At 32.4% G+C, this 15,719-nt stretch carries 8 protein-coding genes and 2 tRNA genes; 2 read left to right on the top strand and 8 right to left on the bottom strand.

Annotation, left to right across the window (positions count from 1 at the left end; all coding sequences use genetic code 11):
- Positions 1-393 precede the first annotated feature (393 nt).
- Positions 394-2,877: a hypothetical protein gene (locus ACT3CE_RS08940; protein ID WP_444709424.1), complete on the bottom strand. Its 2,484-nt coding sequence runs from the start codon at positions 2,875-2,877 to the stop codon at positions 394-396.
- A 252-nt stretch (positions 2,878-3,129) separates the two neighbouring features.
- Between ACT3CE_RS08940 and ACT3CE_RS08935 the strand changes: the two genes are divergently transcribed.
- Positions 3,130-3,203: transfer RNA gene (locus ACT3CE_RS08935), tRNA-Arg, on the top strand.
- 141 nt (positions 3,204-3,344) lie between these two features.
- Here ACT3CE_RS08935 and ACT3CE_RS08930 read toward each other — a convergent pair.
- Positions 3,345-4,313 (bottom strand): mechanosensitive ion channel family protein, encoded by a 969-nt coding sequence (locus ACT3CE_RS08930; protein WP_444709423.1) that lies wholly within the window; start codon positions 4,311-4,313, stop codon positions 3,345-3,347.
- Positions 4,313-7,210 carry an ATP-binding protein gene (locus ACT3CE_RS08925; RefSeq protein WP_444709422.1) on the bottom strand — a complete coding sequence of 966 codons (2,898 nt, stop codon included), beginning with the start codon at positions 7,208-7,210 and terminating at the stop codon, positions 4,313-4,315. The genes ACT3CE_RS08930 and ACT3CE_RS08925 overlap by 1 nt, the downstream gene beginning before the upstream one ends.
- 322 nt (positions 7,211-7,532) lie before the next feature.
- Here ACT3CE_RS08925 and ACT3CE_RS08920 point away from each other — a divergent pair.
- Positions 7,533-7,606, top strand: a tRNA-Arg gene (locus ACT3CE_RS08920).
- Between the two features lie 210 nt (positions 7,607-7,816).
- Here the strand turns inward: ACT3CE_RS08920 and ACT3CE_RS08915 are convergent.
- The 5 genes from ACT3CE_RS08915 to ACT3CE_RS08895 all read right to left on the bottom strand — a co-directional run bounded on the left by ACT3CE_RS08915 (position 7,817) and on the right by ACT3CE_RS08895 (position 15,713).
- Positions 7,817-10,150, bottom strand: coding sequence for a TonB-dependent receptor domain-containing protein (locus ACT3CE_RS08915; RefSeq protein ID WP_444709421.1), 2,334 nt, complete (start codon positions 10,148-10,150; stop codon positions 7,817-7,819).
- Positions 10,151-10,633: 483 nt separating this feature from the next.
- Positions 10,634-11,356, bottom strand: coding sequence for a hypothetical protein (locus ACT3CE_RS08910; RefSeq protein WP_444709420.1), 723 nt, complete (start codon positions 11,354-11,356; stop codon positions 10,634-10,636).
- Between the two features lie 79 nt (positions 11,357-11,435).
- Positions 11,436-12,206 carry an MIP/aquaporin family protein gene (locus ACT3CE_RS08905; protein ID WP_444709419.1) on the bottom strand — a complete coding sequence of 257 codons (771 nt, stop codon included), beginning with the start codon at positions 12,204-12,206 and terminating at the stop codon, positions 11,436-11,438.
- Positions 12,207-12,319: 113 nt separating this feature from the next.
- Positions 12,320-13,819, bottom strand: coding sequence for a glycerol kinase GlpK (glpK, locus tag ACT3CE_RS08900; protein ID WP_444709418.1), 1,500 nt, complete (start codon positions 13,817-13,819; stop codon positions 12,320-12,322).
- 331 nt (positions 13,820-14,150) lie between these two features.
- Positions 14,151-15,713 (bottom strand): glycerol-3-phosphate dehydrogenase/oxidase, encoded by a 1,563-nt coding sequence (locus ACT3CE_RS08895; protein WP_444709417.1) that lies wholly within the window; start codon positions 15,711-15,713, stop codon positions 14,151-14,153.
- Positions 15,714-15,719: the final 6 nt, after the last annotated feature.

The raw sequence follows: 15,719 nt of genomic DNA, 5'->3' as shown, positions 1-15,719 counted from the left end.
TTTTATAAATCTGTCATTTTAGACAATTTTATGCTTTTAAAAAAATACAAACAAAACTTTATTACCTCTAAATCCCTATAATTGAGCATAAAAGAACATCTATAATTAAAATTTATTAAACTTTTATTGAATATAAAATCATAATTCATATATTGTAAGTGAATTTTCTACGGAAAATTCAGGTTTTAAAGTGAATATGAAAAGGACGGAGTGGTTGCCGTCCTTTTTCGCATTTTCTTAATTCAAAGCCTAAACCTGATTAACAAAAATCATCCTGACAAGAAGAATATAATCATTAACTCCATTATCTATTTTTGGATTGACTAAAAATAATAGACAAAAAAAGCGAAGAGTGAATCTGACTCTCCGCCTTCTACCTTATTATATTCTTCTCTACTTAAATAGCTTATTCAATAGATCTTTTCCTTTTTTCTCCAATTCCTTTTTGGCCTTACGCTCTAACTCTTTAGCTACAGCTTTCTGTGCCTGCTTAATAGCTTTAGACAAATCAGGTTTTACAACTGGATCATCAACAGTTCCGGTAATTTTAACAGCAACATCAAAAGCAGGAACATTTTTTAACCCCGGTAAAGCCTCAAAATATTGATTAATTTCTTTGCCCAATTGCTCCTTAGGCAATTTCATATCCATAGTAAAATCTAACTTTCCATCAACAGATTGAGTTCCGTAGATAGTAGCTGAATTACCCGCTACTTTAGTTTTAAAAGGTTTAACTTCCACATTTCCATTTGTAATTACAAAATTCATATCAAATTGAGTAACAGAAATACGTTTGTATTCATCATTCTTTAAAGCCGCAGCTAATGCATCAAAAGCTTTATTTTCGTTAATGATAATCTCACGCGAACTTAGTGTGCCTTTTCCATTAATACTTGCTGGAATTGGGTTCATTTCCTCATCTAATAAAGACGAAATCGTAAGGTCGGAAGATATTTTTCCTGTACAATTCATTGCAATAGGCATCATTTTCTTAATCATGCTTAAAGAATGATATGCCGAATTGATATCAAAATTATTAATATCCATGGCAAAATTGGTAGTTGGCTTTTTAATATTTTTGGTGTTATAAGCTCCATTCATTGTTAATTCGCCTTTCAACATATCCATTGACAAATTGGTAAGCTTTGCTGCAGAATTACGCACTTCAATTAATCCTTTTACATTTTTAATATCCATTTGATCGAAACGAATATTTTTAAATGCCGAACTTAATCTCAAATCTAAATTTGCAGGAATTTCGATAATCGAAAGCGGAATTGTATCTTCAACATTGGCTTCTGATTCGTCATCTTCGGTCATAAATTCATTCAAATCCAATGAATTTGAACTTAAATTAAAAGTTCCCTTTAAGGTTTCATTCTTCATTGCATAAGGAATAAAATTTTCGATCCTACCTTTTAATTGAATATCCGATTTGCCAATTCTGGAATCGAATGAATTTAAACTAATATATGCAGGCGTAAATTTCATTACTGATTTAATAATTTTAATTCCCTGAGGAAAATCTGGTGTCGTAAACACAAAATTATTTAAGCTAACATCTCCCTTTGCAGTAAATTTTTCATATTCCTCTTTCTCTATAGATGAATATCTGCCATTAAAAGAAATGTCTGATGTTACCAGACCAGCAATATTTACGCTATCCATGGGAATAGCATGTTTAATTTTCTCAAAATCAATAACACCTTTAAATAAACCGCTTAGCAAAGGATCACTAATTGGATTTTTCACATGAAGCTCTGCATCGAACGGATTATTAGCCACTTCGAAATGAAAGGTATTTACATCAGCACTTAACAAATCTAAATCACCTCCAGGATGATTAATGTGAGCATCAATATTTATTGATTTTACTGATTCTGGAAGATCTGCATATTTTATGTTAGCATCGCTAACTTTTAAGTTTGCTCCAAATGATGGATAAATATTCTCTCTGTATTCTCCTTTAACAAAGGCATTTAAATCGAGACTGCCAGAAGTTTCCAATCCTTCCATTTCCGATTTAAAAACATCTGGAACCAACGCCAGTAATGATTTAAAATCAGTTTTATTGGCTTTCAATTTTAAATCTAAATCGTAGGCATCCTGAATTATTCCGAGTTTGCCATCAATGGTAAAAGCCAAATCGTTTATACCTAGTTTATTTTCCTCAAAAGTAAAAATCATATCTTCAAGATTAGCTGCAATAACTGCCTCTAAACTTAAACTCCCATTATCCACATATCTAACATCCTCAAAATCAAAATCAATTCCATTAGCTGTACTTAAAATATTCAAATTAGTCGATTTTGCGGAAAAATCACCACTTAAAGTCAGGTCCAAATCTGCAAGAGAAAACACTGTTTTTAAACTTGCATCATCATATTTTAAAGCAAAGTTTTCCACTTTCACCTCATCAAAAATCACTTTAAAATCGGAAGCTTCACCTGTTTCCTCTTCAACGGGCTCATCTTCTGTTGTTGATTTTACAATATCCCAATTGGCTTTGCCCGATTCCAATACTTTTGCATTTACCTTCGAATTTGCCAGTACAATGGTACCTACCTCTATTTTACTTCCCGACAAGGCTGATGATAAATCAACGGCAGTATAAAGACTGCCAACAAATGCCAAAGTATCTTGCTGAAATTCATCTTTTCCTGTAAGTCTCAAATTTTCGAGTTCAACATATAAGTTAGGAAAGTTTTTAATCATCGATAAGGATAAATCTCCAATTTCCACATTAGCATCCAAAGCATTATCCATTTCGGTTTGAACACGTTCAAATATTTGATCCTTAAAAAAGTAAGGCAATACTATTAAGAGTGCTAAAAGGACAAGAATAAACCCGCCAAATATTTTAAGAAATTTCTTCATTTTATATATTTTTATAATTTTACATAACAAAAATAGGAAATAGTAAGGATATTTACCTTTTTACAGATAAAAAATAAGCCTATTAGTAAAATTAGCACTTTTTTGCTCCGCCTCCTCACCTATTCCTAAGATTTATAGTTTTTTAATATTTATATATTTGATTAAAAAATATAAATATTAAAAATAAATAAAAAAACACTTGCATTACTAATCAAATTTTATCTATATTTGCACCGCCTTAACAGGAAAAAAGGACGCGTAGCATAACTGGATAGTGCACCACGTTACGGCCGTGGAGGTTGGGGGTTCGACTCCCTCCGTGTTCACAAAAAACTCATCAAATATTTGGTGAGTTTTTTTTTATGCTTAAATTTTAAAAGATTATTTCCAAAATCATATTCTGGTGGAATTCAAAAATAAACTTCTTCGCTCAATTAAATCCTTTATAAAATATTCCTATTTTTTCGTCAAATTGAATTTTGAGTCGAAATAAAATTCTTACTCAACAATTCTTTTATTAGTTTTTCTGTCAATTCACTTTTAAAAACAAATTCGTACCTGATATCCATTACATAAGCTTTTAAACGCATTTTATAACATAGTTTATCATGCTTAATATCACTTACAAAGATTATTGTTATTGGTTTTGCCAAATAAATAAACTGAGAAAGCTTAGCAACTTCGACAGCAATACTTCTTACCTTTTTTGTATCAATTGTAATTGGCAAATATATTTCGGCAACCACCTGGCAGTTGGTTTCTCCCGAATTTGAGTTTGATATTGGCTGATTCATCAATTCTCCATTGGGAAAAGTCACAACCGAATCGTCGGCAGTATGAATTCTGGTAGATCGTAAGGACATATCGAGCACCTCGCCATAGGTACTTCCAACTTCTATTTTATCTCCAACTTTAAAAGGCCTATCGATTAAAATTACAAAACCTCCAAATATATTTTTCAAAATATCCTGAGCCGCAAAGCCAACAGCTACACCAACTGAAGCTCCCAAAGCAATTAAAGATTCTAACGGAGGACGGAATATTCCTCGAATAACCAAGTAAGCCAAAATGGCCCAGCTTATTATTTTAACTATTGGAACAATGGCTTTTCCCTTCACTCTTCTTTCAGGGCTTTTTTCGGACCACAATTCTATAGTTTTAGTAAAAAAGCGAATAATAAAGTAAGCTATTAAAATAAAAATACTTGCCCAAACCACTTTCGAAAAAGAAATAATATTAGAAACACTTGGTGGTTTTAACTTCTGCTCCAACTTATTCACTGTTTGGTCAATCCCAGATGTAATTGTATCAACAGTACTAGTACTAGTATTAATAGTAGTAGAAAGGGTATCTATTGCCCAAACATTAGCCACTTGCAAAACCAACATAATGGCAAGCAGAATTCCTAATTTATTTACGAGTTTTAAATTATTCATTAGTGAATATAATTTAGCGATGTTAAGTGATTTACTACTTGACGATAAACCAATGGATTTATTGAATATTCTTCATTCTTATTTACCAAAATACCATCGTCTACAAATACCATTAATTGTCTTACACTTTCCTGCTCCGATAGTTCAAAAACCTCACAATGATCTTTCACACTCATTCCTCCATGTAATACCATTGCATATAAGGTAGCAATCTGGCTACTATTAAGCGAGTTAACGAAAAGTAAATTTAAGTTTTTAAATTGCATATTAAAAGTATTATCCTCCACATTTACTACCGACCTCATCCAAAACATAAGAGCCAGAGATAAGTTATTCTGAGCATAGTTAAAAAGCCTTTTAAAATAATCTTCCTGAAGCACTTGCTGCTGTTCATTTAATGATAACTTCTTAAAACTTCGTTTCCCTAAATAGTTTTCGGGTGCAATAAAATTTAAATTGTAACCACTGTACTTGTGTCTGTTAAGTATTGTTTCTTTAATCTGATCTTTACTTAATTTATCTAAAATTGCTACATGAGCATAATAATTACTAATTCCGATCGAATACTCGAAGTAGCTAAATGAATAAAACAAACAAGTTGTTACCCAATATACTTTAGAATTGGTTTGAGAAATCAGTTGGAAAAGACTGTTTAAAAGATCAAAGCCACCCATTTTTCGAATATAAAGTCGGTGAATATTCTCAAGAATAATAATTCTTCGACTTTTACTTGTCAACAATACATCTCTTAAATCAATAAAAGTATTCAATTCATCAGTTTCAGATAATTCGCTAAAAAGATCAATAAATTCTTTTTCTGTTTTTATTCTACTTTTAGGATTTATTCTCACCACCGGATATTGATGCCCAAATTTTTCTACAAATTCGTTAATTAAGGAAGTTAACCCACTACCCGTTTCTCCCACAATACATGTTGGGGCAAATTTTGCAGAAGTCCAATTAGAATAAGCTTTCTCTAATTTTTCCCCCACTTTAGGGCGCACAACTCTAAACTTGGCATTGTTAACTGGAGCTATACTAAACAACTTTTGATACATTAAAGGTAGTTTTCCAATAGCCACCTCAGTTTCTGATAAGTAATTAGATAGTTCGCTATTAATGGATGCCTGAGACGCAGATAAACCCAAAACTTCTTTATAAGAAGAATATTTAGACCTTAGTTCTTTAAGTATGTTAACTGCTTTTAAATAATTCTTGCGTCCAAAAATTTTAATTACATCGAAATAAGAATTTAATTTTCTTTTAAAGTCGAGTATCAATCTTTTTTTAAGCATCTGAATATGCCTAATTTTAAGTTGCTCGGGACTTATTGTAAGCGTAATCTCCTGAATTAGTTTTTTATTAATTAAGTTCAAATTATCCTTTAGCCGATTTGCAAATAATATGCTATTAGAACACCTTTCTTCTGCTTTTTGCTGTGCTCTTTGTATGCCTTGCATAAACTCATCAATATGCTTCTCTTTTTCTTCACCAGAACTCGAAAGAAAATATTCATTAGCATACTCTACAATTCCTGAAAGCTCGTTTAGATAGGCAATTGAACGGGTTTGAAAATCATTAAACAGAACAATCTCTTTCTCAAGTGGTATTTTAATCAACTCGTGTGCCCAACCTTCAATAATTTCGTCAAGCTCTAATTTTTTAAGCTGCTTTTCAGACTTTAAATTCTCAAACTTTGTTTTAAGAGGCAAACGATAGACCTGATTTATAGAAGATAAACCCGAAACTAAGAGCTCTGATAAAGAATTTAATTCGGTTTTAACATCAGCCTTCATAATTTTATCCAAATAATTTGGGACAATTCCTTTAACTAAAGCTTGATTCAAATTTTCTTCTACTAATTCTAATCCCTGATTTTCGGTTTTAAAAGCTTCGGTAGTTTGTTTAAGTAATTCGTTTGCTTTTTTATCGTTTACCTGATAATTTTCGTCCAAATGTTTCATTACATGCTTCACCGTAAAACTAAAACTCTCTACAGATTTGAAACAAACCAAACGAACTTTCCGAATTAAATTCCAGTGTTCAGATATGGAAAATAATCTAATTTTATAAACTTCAAATAATTTATTCAGGCTTAGCTCTAATTTACCATACTGCTGCTCGGTACGTAATTTTGAAATATTAGAAACAGGAAATTCAACTGTATTTGTTAACTGCTCTAGTTTTTCATATTCAGTAGTAAGGAGAGCATACATCTCTGAGAAGTACTGTTCTAAATCAAATTTTAGCAAATTATATCTTTCTTTTAGATCGAGTACAGTAGTCTTAAATTCCTCTGTATTAACAATATCACCAGAAAGAATATCAATAGTAATTTTATGATCGAAATTTTTGATCTCCAAAAATAATTTCTCTCGTTCCAATAGAACAGATTCCAGTTTTACCAGAAATTTACTAAAGAACAAATTTACATACACATATTCGGCCAGTTGCTTTGGATACACAACTTGTTTTTTAGTGGTATATTCCAGAGGTGTTTTTTTTCGTATTCTTCTATAAAGATTACTTGCATTAATTTTAAACCAAAATGTTTTTAGACCAATCTTCTTTATTCTTTTCAGAACTTTTATCTTAAAAGTATCATCCGAGTTAACTGTATATCTTTTTATATCCTGATATTTTTCAAGCTTGTCAGAATAACTTAGCAGATACTCCCTTACCGGCTGCAATAAATTAATCATCTCTTCGGTACTAAGTACACGATTACAATCAAAACTCTTTTCTACTGTATTTTCAAGAGAATTAGTATACTCATAAAATTTCTGGTATGAATCGTTTTCTGCTTCTAAATCTGATACCAGTCCAGTCAAATTCTCAATTATACTTTCAAAAGGTAAAAAAAGAGAAATAATTTTTGATGTGAATTTATTATACATTATTAAAATCTATTGGTCGGTGAACAACATTAAATTACTAAAAACTTTAATAAGTTAAGATATTGTACATCTTTTATTACCAATAATTACTATTAACTATAGTAATACGGATAGATGCAGACAGAAAAATAAAGTGATATTGAAGTCCTATTTTTCAGAAATAAACAATACTAAATACATTAGACGTAAAAACCTACATGACATTTAAAATTTTAAATATCTGATAATAAAAACAAAAGGTTTTTTTGTGTGTTTTTTTTCGAAAACACTTGCATACAACAATCAAAATTCCCTATATTTGCAGCGCCTTAACAGGAAAAAAGGACGCGTAGCATAACTGGATAGTGCACCACGTTACGGCCGTGGAGGTTGGGGGTTCGACTCCCTCCGTGTTCACAAAAAACTCATCAAAAAATTGATGAGTTTTTTTTATGTCTATATTCAATTTTCTGCACAGGAAACTGGAATCTAGATCAAAAGTTGAGTCTAATTTAAAAAAGTATAACCTTTAAAATTAGGTGTAATTTAAATGTTTAAAGAAAAGTACGATTTTAATCAATAAAACACTGCAGGACAATACTTAACGAATATATCAGGTAGATTATTTTAATTCGAGTGACTCCATTTGTAAACCACGCCCAAAACCAATCGCCGAGTATCCTGATATCGCTTTATACGCGATGAAAATTGTATATTTTCCACTTCACTCCACTGATCTTTACTATCAAATAAATTCACTCCCTTTAGCGATATTTTTAATTTTTTGTGAAATAAATTTTGACTTATGGCTAGGTCTAAATTATGCAGATCTCCTTTAAAACCATATTGCATAAGACTAGAAGAATTATAACTATAATTTACGTACAACTGAGTTTCTTTGTCTAATTTTATTTGGCTTGCAATTTTACATGTATAGCTCCATAATTTATTTTTAGGTAAAGAAAAGCCTTCTCCTGAATATTTTTGATAAAAACCTGTTCCACTTCCATTTAATCTGCACCAATTGGTAAGTTTATAAGTATAAGTAAGTTCCAGCCCACTCACAAATTGATCTGCAAGATTATCATAAGTACGAAATAACGTATCTCCATTTGAATAATAGTTTTGCATAACAACATCTTTTACAATTCGTTGAAATACGGCTAATCCACCTTGACACTTTTCTTTATGTACCGAATAATCTAAAGAGAATGAATGTTCCTTTTCCGGCTTAAGATCTGGGTTACCGAAATAAATGTTTAAAGGATTTGCATCGTTTCGATAAGAATTTAACTGTGAAGAACGCGGTAATTTCTGACTCTTTTTATAAGAAAAGCTAATATCACTATGCTCAGAAGTGATTCCTGCATTAAACGTTGGCAAAAATGAAAAATAAGAATTGGCCTGTCTATTTTGTAATTCGTTGTGCAAGTTTCGTGTATTCTGATCGATATATCGAATCCTTGTTCCTCCTGAAACAAAATACTTATTCGTTTTCTTATTTAAAATGGTATAAACTGCCAAAGTACTCTTGTGAAATTTATATTTAAATGTTTTTGATGGATTTACACTCCACTCATTTAAAGAATATTTAAATTTTTTCTGCAGAGAAGTCTGATTTTGACTATCATATCCCATATCTCCACCAGCTTCAAAATTTAAGCTTTCAGTAAATCGTTTCTCATAGTCAATATTCATCTGATATTTTTCCTGATCATATTCTAAATCATCATTTCTAAGAAAAGGATTTGAACTGGTAAGAATACCTTCTGAAGAATAATTATTACTCTCCATTTCTCTATCCTCATCTTGTTCTTGATTACGAAATAAAAACCGCAGCTTTAAAGACTGATTTTTCCATTTGCCAATATACTGTGACCGAAGTAAAATTATATCCCTATCTCTATCATTCACTTGTTTCTGCTCCGATATCCTAAGTAAGTTTGCGTCATTATCTAAATACTCTTTATGAGTATAAAAAGTTGGCACAAACAAATTATTTTGCCACTGTCCATCTATCTTTACAATATTATTTTTAGAAAAATTATGATTTAAACCTCCACGAATTTGCTGTTTTTTAGATTCCTGAGTTTGCGCCCTATCTTGAATAATAAAAGGAGTATTCGTACTCAGGTGATTTTCTCTTTTCATATTAATTTCAGAATCAAACTCATTATAACTATAAGTTCCCTGTAAAAATCCCCCCCAATTCTTATACATTTTATTTGTAAAAATTCCCGACTGATGATTCCCAAAATGATCGAGCGAAGCTTTTAATCGAGTAGATGATTTTGAAATAACAGGTGTTTTTAATAAAATATTAATTACACTACCCTCGGCATCGTACTTAGCCGAAGGATTCTGAATGACTTCAATTTTAGCAATAGAAGAAGAAGATATCTGATTTATTACATCAGGATCATCAGCTTTTACACCATCAATTAAAATGGTAACCTCACGTCCACGCACACTTATCTGCTCATCCATATCAACAGAAACTGCAGGCAAAGTATTTAATAGTTCTATGGTAGAATTACTGCCGCCATCGGGAATTTTATCAGGATACATTACCCAATTTCCATTCTCTTTTCCTACCGGCTTTTTTTCGGCTGTTACATAAACCTCCTGAAGACTTTGTGCCGATGGAGAAATATTAATAATTCCCAAATTGACACTTACCGAATCAACAGCAATTTCTTTTTCGTAAGTTTCATAACCTAAATATTGAATTAAAATTTTATAGGATTGATTTCCTTCTACAGGAAGACTAAAATAGCCAAGACTATCGGTAAGAGTTCCATTCAAACAAACATCCGAAGTGACAGCATACAATGCTACCTGAGTAAATGGCAAAGATTCTTTGTACTTTGTTTCGAATACCTGCCCTTTAATAAAAAAAGTTTGAGCCTGGCTAGTTGAAAATAAAAAAACAACAAAAAATAGGAAAATAATAATTCGCATGTATAAGCAGTTTGTCCTTTAAGCAATAAAATAATATTGCGAATTAATAAATTTCTGATAAAATTATAAAGGAAAAATTACACTTAAAAGGTTCCAAATCTTATTGGTATAGTTTTTATAAAGTATAATAGAGACAAACTTCTTGTATTTACCTATAAGCGACTAATAAAAAACCACTACTTTACACTTACAGATTATTCATTTGAATATTCCAGACTCCTAATATACCAATTGGTTCCTAAAGTTTTTATTTGCTGATTTCTCTATTAGCAGAATATTTATAGTAATTAAGTTCATTGTTTTTATCAGATCAGCAGAGTATCTCAAAATAACTAAATATTCACATTAGCAATTCAACATTTTTCATACAAATACAAACTTTATTTAAACAAAAAACTCGCTTTCCAAATGGGAAGCGAGTTTTATATTGATTGCTAATAATTGAACTTGATGTTCAAGTTTTTTGATGTTTTATTGTAAAATTTAGAAACCGATACCTAAAATAAGGTTTGCAGTTTCGGCTTGTGGGTTAATACCAACTTTAGCCCATGCATTTAAAGAAAAGTTATCGTTAATTTTAATTTCTCTTGTAGCACTTGCTCCAATATTTACAAAACCAAAGCTTTCTCCGTAAACCTGATTTTCGAATGGATTAAGACCTGCAAATAAAGAAACTGTTTCGCCACCAATTTTTACTGGGTAACCAAATTCTACATAAGTAGAGTAATTTTGATCTCCGTCTTCATCTAAATCACGACCATAAAGCATAGTACTCCAACTTACACTTAAAGGAAAGTTATCTGTAAAATAGAAATTGAAACTTGCATCAATTAAGTGGTTGGTAGTACTTTTATCTAAATCAAGATAATTATAATCGTCAATAGAAGCTCTGTCGCGATTTGCAAATAAATCCCAAACAGCTACATTAAAATGATCGCTAAACTTATAGCCTACATGGAAATCGAATTCTGAATATGTATTATCGAATGCATATCCACCCCAGGCTCCAAAAGTAAAGTTGTTATTTGTATAAGCTAAATCCATTTCGAAGTTAGCAGTATTGCTTACCATTATACCTCTCCAGTAGTGACGAGTAGTTACCGATGGACTAACTGATACTTTTCCTTGTGCATCTACATTAAGATTAGATGCAAACAATATTATCATGGTAAATAATACCGATAGTTTTAAAACTGATTTTTTCATTAGATTCTAGTTTATAGGCTGTAGAGATCTAGAAGATTTAGAATCTAAATCTCTACAGTAGGTTTAATAATTTAGTAGCTTAATTAAATAATGTCAATAAGTAACAAGATTGTGAAGATAAATACATGAACAGTAAAGCTGCCACAATTGCCCCTACAACTGGTGCAATAACAGGGATTAAAGAATATCCCCAATCACTTGTACCTTTGTTCTTCATAGGAAGAATAGCATGCATAATTCTAGGACCTAAATCCCTAGCTGGATTAATTGCATATCCGGTAGTTCCACCTAATGAAAGACCAATTGCAACAACCAATAAAGCTACTGGCAATGCACCTAAAGTTCCTAATCCTAGTTTCGCATGTTCAATACCTTGTCCTTCTAATGAAGGTCCAACCATATAAAAAATCACAAATACCAATACAAAAGTTCCAATTATTTCGCTAATTGCATTACTGGCAAAGTTACGAATAGCTGGACCTGTAGAATAACAAGCTAGTTTAGCTTCACCATCTTCGGTAGAATTAAAATGATCGCGATACATTAACCATACAAGAAATGCTCCCATAGCTGCACCTAATATTTGAGCTATAATAAAAAGAGCTACTTTCGACCAGGCAAACAATCCAGCTACAGCTAATCCAATAGTTACTGCTGGATTAATATGAGCACCCGAAACAGGACCTGCAACAGCTACTCCCACAAAAACAGCTAATCCCCAACCAAGAGTGATTACGATCCAACCACCATTATTTCCTTTTGTTTTATTTAATACAACGTTTGCAACAACTCCATTACCTAATAAAATTAGCAACATTGTCCCTAAAAATTCTGCAATAATTTCACACATGATAAAATGATTTAATTTAATAATTGTTAGTAAATGAATGCCGGAATTCAATCTCCATCGTTCCTTCTACAACATATTCCGGCATAGGTTTAATTTATATTAAATGTTGAAAATTAAGCTTCTGTATCCCAATCTTTAGAACGATTAAGGGCTTTGTCCCATCCTTTAATCAATTTATCTGAATCATCTTTAGCCATTTCAGGTTCGAACTTACGATCCATAGCCCACTGGCTCTTAATATCATCAACGCTATCCCAATATCCTACTGCTAAACCTGCAAGATATGCAGCACCAAGAGCTGTTGTTTCTAATGTTTTAGGACGGTAAACAGGAGCATTTAACACATCCGATTGGAATTGCATTAACAAGTTGTTAATTGCAGCACCACCATCAACACGTAGTTCTCTAATTTCAATTCCTGCATCTGCTTCCATTGCCTTAAGAACATCTCTCACCTGGAAAGCAATTCCTTCTAAAGCTGCTCTTGCAATATGAGCTGCTGTAGAACCTCTTGTAAGACCAATAATAGTACCTCTTGCGTACTGATCCCAATGCGGAGCTCCTAAACCTGTAAGGGCAGGAACCATAAATACTCCACCATTATCTTCAACAGAAGCAGCTAATTCTTCAACTTCAGGAGAAGACTTAATAATACCTAATCCGTCGCGTAACCACTGAACAATAGCACCACCCATAAATATACTTCCCTCAAGACAGTATGTAGTTTCGCCATTAATTTGCCAACCAATGGTTGTAAGTAAGTTATTATTTGATTTTACTGGTTTGTTTCCTGTATTACAAAGCATGAAACAACCTGTACCGTAAGTATTTTTAACAGAACCTGGTTCAATACACATCTGACCAAAAGTTGCAGCTTGCTGATCACCGGCAATACCTGCAATAGGTACCTCATGCGCAAACAATGTAGTTACCGTATGTCCGTAAACTTCTGAAGAAGATTTTACCTCTGGTAACATACTTGCTGGAATAGTAAGAAGTTCTAACATTTCTTTATCCCACTGTAAGTCTTTAATATTATAAAGTAAAGTTCTACATGCATTAGTTACATCAGTAACATGAACTTGTCCTTGTGTTAATTTCCAGATTAACCAACTATCGATAGTACCAAAAGCCAATTTACCTGCTTCAGCTTTTTCACGAGCTCCTTCAACATTATCAAGAATCCACTTAACTTTTGTTCCTGAGAAATATGAGTCAATAATCAAACCAGTTTTATCCTGAATCATATCAGCATGTCCCTGAGCTTTTAACTCGTCACAATATTTTGATGTTCTTCTATCCTGCCAAACGATTGCATTATAAATTGGTTCACTAGTTTCTCGATCCCAAACAACAGTAGTCTCTCTCTGATTTGTGATACCAATACTTGCAATACTCTTTCCATTTACACCTGCCTGAACAATAGCTTCTGCCGCTACACCTGCCTGAGTTGACCAAATTTCATTTGCGTCGTGCTCTACCCAACCCGGCTGAGGAAATATTTGAGTAAATTCCTTCTGTGCCGTGCTAATCATTTCTCCTTTTTTATTGAAAACGATTGCTCTGGAACTTGTAGTTCCTTGGTCGAAAGCTAAAATAAACTTGTCATTCATAATTCTAAATATTTGGGTTATTGTGTTAATAAAATTATTTCAATACTAAGCTCGCATAACAACGTAATTGTAAACGATTGCATTTTCAAAATAAAAAAATTTAATCTCGATAGATTAACAAATTTTTTCATTCTTCTTAAAAGTAGGTGATCTTAAAGACCACCAACTTTTTGGGAGTAAAGTGTAGAACGATTGAGTAAAAATTATTTCGTGCCAAAACTAACAAATTGATTAATACTATTGTAACAATTAATAAAATCAGTAGTTGTAAATAACAGACTAAGAACTACCTATCAATAAAAACATTACTCAATTCGTTCTACAAAAAATACTATTTCAATATATATCTTAATGCTAAATCATGGTATTCGTTCACCTGATTTTTTTCCCATTCCTTATCATATCCTAACTCTTTTGCCATTATTTCTGCCACTTTAGGAGCCATCTTTATACTCTCTTCCGCATCTAACAATAATGAACGTGTTCTGCGAGATAAAAAGTCTTCAATAGTTCTGGCCATTTCATATCTGACACTCCAAGCTACCTGAGCATTTATTACATTTAATTTCGAACTTACATGCTCATCCATGCCATCTTCTTCTCTGGCAATATTCAAAATCTTATCTTCATCAGAACCATAGAAATACATTGGATTATTTAGATCCGGATTTTTCTTGTATCCATGAATTTTCAGATTTCTTGTAATTGATTTTTTCTGATCGAGCCCTCCTGTTTTCGCTGCAGCATCCACTACATCTTCGGCCATTTGACGATAAGTTGTCCATTTACCACCAGTAATAGTAACCATTCCCGATTCTGAGACAACTATTTTATGGCCTCTCGAAATTTCTTTTGTTTTTTTGCCTTCACCAGTTGGAGCAGCCAAAGGTCGTAAACCAGCAAAAACACTTCTTACATCTGATCTTTTGGGCGGTTTCGCCAAGAATCTCCCTGCAGTTTCTAATATGAAATCAACCTCTTCTTCCAACGCTCTTGGTTCTAATTCTGCTTTTTCTTTCTGTACATCTGTTGTTCCTACCACAACCTTGTTATGCCAAGGCACAGCAAATAAAACTCGACCATCACTTGTTTTAGGAATCATCACAGCATAATCTCCAGGTACGAATTCCTTATCTAACACCAAATGTACTCCTTGGCTTACCTTTACGATATCTTTTGCTTTGGGTTCGTCCATTTTAATAATCTCATCAACAAAAACTCCTGTTGCATTTAAAATGGCTTTCCCTTCTATTGTATATTTACTTCCACTTTCAAGGTCGATTGCCTTAACAGCAGTTATTTTTCCATCTTTTTTCTCAATACCATCAACCTTCATATAATTAATGGCTACCCCTCCATTTTCAACAAAGGTTTGACACAGATTAATTGCTAATCTTGAATCATCAAACTGTCCATCGTGATATACTACTCCGCCACAAAGATTTTCCTGCTTAAGTGTAGGTATGTGTTTTAACGTTCGTTTTTTAGAGAAAGGCAATGAACGTCCATAGCCTAATTTTCCAGCCATTAAATCATACAATGTTAAACCTAAAGTATAATAAGGCGTTCCCCACCAATTGTAATTCGGAATAATAAAGGATTGATCTTTCACAAGATGTGGAGCATTTTGCTTCATCAACCCTCTCTCTCTTAATGCTTCGAGCACCAATGATATATTTCCCTGTGCTAAATAACGAACACCTCCATGAACAAGTTTTGTACTTCTGCTCGAAGTTCCCTTTGCAAAATCATCTTGCTCTAAAAGCAAAGTTTTATATCCTCTTGTTACCGACTCAACAGCAGCACCCAAACCTGATGCTCCACCACCTACGATAATCACATCCCATTTTTGATTTGCCAGTTCAATCTCTCTTAGCATTTTTTCTCTTTTCATATCTAT

This window comes from Marinifilum sp. RC60d5, from assembly GCF_052400665.1.
In the GTDB taxonomy this organism is placed as follows: Bacteria; Bacteroidota; Bacteroidia; order Bacteroidales; family Marinifilaceae; genus JBQTGK01.
Note: the sequence above shows the minus strand (reverse complement) of the source record. Positions and strands in the feature narration are given on the sequence as shown.

Excerpts from the sequence above, each read along its gene's own strand:
- ACT3CE_RS08905 (WP_444709419.1), bottom strand. The coding sequence starts at position 12,206 with ATGTGTGAAATTATTGCAGAATTTTTAGGGACAATGTTGCTAATTTTA.
- ACT3CE_RS08925 (WP_444709422.1), bottom strand. The coding sequence starts at position 7,210 with ATGTATAATAAATTCACATCAAAAATTATTTCTCTTTTTTTACCTTTT.
- ACT3CE_RS08930 (WP_444709423.1), bottom strand. The coding sequence starts at position 4,313 with ATGAATAATTTAAAACTCGTAAATAAATTAGGAATTCTGCTTGCCATT.
- ACT3CE_RS08940 (WP_444709424.1), bottom strand. The coding sequence starts at position 2,877 with ATGAAGAAATTTCTTAAAATATTTGGCGGGTTTATTCTTGTCCTTTTA.
- ACT3CE_RS08895 (WP_444709417.1), bottom strand. The coding sequence starts at position 15,713 with ATGAAAAGAGAAAAAATGCTAAGAGAGATTGAACTGGCAAATCAAAAA.
- ACT3CE_RS08910 (WP_444709420.1), bottom strand. The coding sequence starts at position 11,356 with ATGAAAAAATCAGTTTTAAAACTATCGGTATTATTTACCATGATAATA.
- ACT3CE_RS08915 (WP_444709421.1), bottom strand. The coding sequence starts at position 10,150 with ATGCGAATTATTATTTTCCTATTTTTTGTTGTTTTTTTATTTTCAACT.
- glpK (WP_444709418.1), bottom strand. The coding sequence starts at position 13,819 with ATGAATGACAAGTTTATTTTAGCTTTCGACCAAGGAACTACAAGTTCC.